Source organism: Maribacter sp. 2-571, assembly GCF_050589625.1.
GTDB lineage: Bacteria > Bacteroidota > Bacteroidia > Flavobacteriales > Flavobacteriaceae > Pelagihabitans.
The window spans coordinates 1-4391 of record NZ_JBNGOP010000059.1; the positions used below are offsets into that span (position 1 = coordinate 1).

The 4391-nt window shown below is 44.1% G+C and carries 1 protein-coding gene; it reads left to right on the forward strand.

All coding sequences use genetic code 11. The features are described 5' to 3' along the window. On the forward strand, positions 1 to 4391 hold a 4391-nt coding region (locus ACRD7P_RS20810; protein ID WP_430909721.1), incomplete at both ends, for an amino acid adenylation domain-containing protein.

The following is a 4391-nucleotide window of genomic DNA, read 5'->3' on the forward strand; positions in this document are numbered from 1 at the left end:
CTGTCGGATATCTGGCAGGAACTGCTGGGCGTGGACAAGGTGGGGATCCGCGACAACTTCTTCGAGCTCGGCGGGCATAGCCTTTTGGCGACGCGTTTGGTTTCGATGGTACGTAGGCGAATGAAAATCGAGTTGGCCATTGCCGCGATCTTCAATTCCCCGACCATATTCGAATTGGGGCAAAGCCTGATCAATGGACCCAGAAAGTCACTATTGCCAAGTGTGGTCCCACAGGAACGTGGGGAGCGTATCCCGTTGTCCTTCAGCCAGGAGCGTCTGTGGTTCCTGGACCAACTTCAGGGCACTAAGGAGTACCATATTTCAATGGCCCTAAGTTTAACAGGCGCTTTAGATGTAGCCGTACTGGAAAAATGCTTTAAGACTATCGTTGACCGTCATGAGGTTTTACGTACCGTTGTAAAATCAGAGCAAGGTATTGGTTATCAAGAGATGATGTCGGCTGATCAATGGACTTTAGATACTGTTAAGTTAGATGATGCTGAAATAGTCGAAGAGTTGGTAGATAATTTTGCAGATGCACCTTTCGATCTTTCCAAAGACTATATGTTCAGGGCGTGTCTTTACGAGCTCGGACCTCGGGAGTATGTTCTGGCGGGTGTGTTCCACCATATCGCCAGTGATGGTTGGTCGGAAGGTATTCTGATGAATGAGTTTATGGCCTTGTATGGCTCAATGATAAGGAAAGAAGAAACGAACCTGCCAGAGTTGTCGATCCAGTATGCCGACTATGCGATCTGGCAGCGGAAGTATCTGGAAGGAGCGGTGTTGGAAAATCAATTGGAGTATTGGGAGGGTCAGTTATCGGATGCTCCTAATTTGAGCTTACCGACAGACCATGTCCGTCCTTCGGTGCGAAGTACCGAAGGTGCTAGTGTTCAAATGCAATTGGATAAGGAGTTGTGTGAAGCTCTAGTATCGTTGAGTAATTCCCAAGGAGTTACCCTGTTTATGACTTTACTATCGGCCTTTAAGGTATTGATGTACCGTTACAGCGGTCAGGAGGACATCAGTGTGGGTACACCGATCGCGAACCGTACACAGGGGGAGCTAGAGGGTATGATCGGTTTCTTCGTGAATACGCTGGTGCTGCGCAGCGACCTTGGCGGTAATCCCAGTTTTAAGGAGTTTTTGGAACAGATAAAGGAAACAACGCTTGGGGCATATGACCATCAGTTGGCGCCCTTCGAGAAGGTGGTAGACCGCGTGGTGAAGACCCGCGATATGAATGTGAACCCCCTCTTTCAGGTAATGTTCGTATTACAGAATACCCCAAATGATGATTCGCAAAATTCTTTGGAATTTGACGATTTTGCTATGGAACCACTAGTGGATAAGGGAGGTACCAATGTAAAATTTGATTTGACATTGTTCTCCGAACAAAAGGAATCGGGAATTGTGTTGGATTTAGAATATAGAAAAGACCTGTTTTATGAATCTACCATTAAAGGTATACTCTTTAATTTCAAAGAGTTATTAGTTGATATCGTTGCTAATCCATCTTCAAAGTTGAATGGCCTATCCATGGTAACCAAATCAGATAGGCAGAAGGTACTTGAATCTTTTAATAAGAATAAGTTAAAATATCCATCAGATAAAACCATTATCGATTTATTCGAAGAGAGTGTTTTAAAAAATCCCGATGCAATAGCATTGATTTTTGAAAATACCGAACTTACTTATAAGGAACTAGACCAAAAATCAAATCAATGGGCACGATACTTAGGTACAAAAGGAGTTGGTAAAGAGTCAATAGTAGCTATCAGCGCGAACCGTTCGTTGGAAATGGTGATTGGTATTTTAGGAATATTGAAGTGCGAAGCTGCCTATTTACCCATCGACCCAAAGCATCCCAAGGATCGAATACAGTATGTGTTAACAGATTCAAATGCGAAACTTCTTCTTTCACATTCTGACTCGGAAGAGCAATTAAAAGAGGTTGCTATAGATATAGATATCGAAGTTATCGCCTTAGATAATGAATATTTAAATGATATTTCAAAAAGAAAGCTTTCCAAAAGAGGAAACCCTAAGAATTTGGCGTATGCGATTTACACCTCTGGCAGCACAGGTAGGCCAAAAGGGGTTATGGCGGAACATTGTAACCTTATAAATTATATTAACTCACAAACAAATACCTATCGAATAAATGAATCAGATGTGATATTGCAAACATCGAACTTGGTCTTTGATGCTTCTGTAGAGCAGATTTTCCTTTGTCTGCTAAATGGAGCTAGTTTGGTGTTGATAAAAGAGGATACCCTTCTTGATGAAACATTATTGAAAAGCGTAATTGAGCATCATGAGGTTACCCATGTTCACACAACTCCTAGTATTTTAAAGGTTTTAGATCCTAAGATTGGCATATCCTCCTTGAGGAGAGTTATTGTAGGAGGAGAAGAATGTTCGGTAAAACTAGCTAATAATTGGATTCAACATTATGATTTTTATAATAAATATGGACCAACAGAGGCTACAATAACTACTACAATAAAGTACTTTCCTAAAGGGGTTAGAGTAGAGAGGGTGTCTATTGGTGCCCCAATTCATAATACCGATGTTTATATCTTATCCGAAAACCTTCAAATACAGCCTGTTGGAGCTTTGGGAGAGTTGTGTATCGGTGGCGATGGTTTGACCAGGGGATACTTAAATCGCCCAGACCTTACGTCTGAAAGGTTTATTAGCCATCCATTTAAAGAAAATCAACGACTGTACCGTACCGGTGATTTGGCTCGTTGGTCAGCTGATGGTGAGCTTTTTTTTATGGGAAGGCAGGACGACCAGGTAAAGGTACGTGGTTACCGTATCGAGCTTGGCGAGATCGAGATGGTCCTCCTGGGGATCGAAGGTATTGATGGCGCTTGTGTGTTGGCGATGGCTGATTCGGGCGGTGACAAGCGCTTGGTCGGTTATGTGGTAGTAGCGGGAGCCCTTGACAGGGATTTTATCGAGATGGCGCTCAAGGATCGCCTTCCGGAGTACATGGTACCCCGTCTATGGGTCTTCTTGGAGGAGCTTCCTTTGACGCGTAACGGGAAGGTCGATAGGAAGTCGTTGCCAGACCCTGATGTATCAGAAGGTTCGACCGTTGAGTATGTTGCCCCTAGCAACGAAACCGAGCAGCGCTTGGCCGATATCTGGCAGGAGCTTTTGGGCGTGGAGAAGGTCGGTATTTACGACAATTTCTTCGAACTTGGCGGGGATTCGATCATTACGATCCAGGTAGTGAGCCGCGCCAGGCGATCGGGCTATAATCTTAATCCGATCGATATCTTCGAGTGCCAAACGATTTTCAAATTAACAGAGGTAATCAAGGGGCACAATACCTTGATTTTAGGGGAGCAAGGCTTTCTAGAAGGGGAGAGCGAGATGCTTCCGATACAAAGGCGGTATTTCGATGATCTTTATAGTGAGGATACCCATTTCAACCAAGCGATCCTATTGGGAATCGATAAATCGATACCCTCTTCGGTATTTTCCAAAATAGCAGGGGTATTGGTGGAACATCATGACGGGTTGCGCTTTTCCTATCAAAAGGGTGAATCTTGGAAACAGTCCTATAGTGCTTCCAAAGGTGTATTGGCGATTAGGGATTTAAAAGCTGTAAAACAAGAAGCACTTTCTTCAGGGATTACCGCAATCTGTGAGGAATTTCAACGTGGACTTTCCATAGATAAAGGCGAGGTCTTTAAGATGGTGTTCATTGAAACACCGGATAATGAAACCAAGAACCGTTTGTTCATTGTTGCGAACCACCTGGTGATCGATGGTGTTTCGTGGCGTATTTTGATGGACGATATGAATTTGCTATTAGAGCAAATTGGTACCAATAAAGAAATCGACCTTGGAAAAAAAGGCTCTTCGTACCGTGAATGGGCAAATGCCCTAAAAGAATATTCGGTCAGCAGGCGTGTGGTCTCTCAGTATTCCTATTGGAAGACGTTGCATTCCTCCCATGGCCCTTTACCTGTCGACATGGTCGACAACCCTTCACTGCCTGGCAAGGTTCTGTCGCACAACGTGAATTTGGGCAAAGAATCGACCGCTCTATTGCTCCAGGGAACGAACCGTGCCTATAGTACGGATATCAACGATATCCTTCTCTGCGGTCTCGCGATGGCAATTCACGAATGGAGCGGTCTTGAAAACATCGTTGTGGGTCTGGAAGGGCATGGTCGCGAAAACATTTCTGGCGACATAGATGTAAGCACAACTGTTGGATGGTTTACAAATCTGTACCCGATTTGTTTGCCCGCAAGTAGCGAAATGTCATTGGAGGATTTTATAAAATCGACAAAAGAAACACTGAGACGGGTACCAGGAAAAGGCATGGGGTATGGAGCCCTTAGATACCTTCACCCATCTGCGGA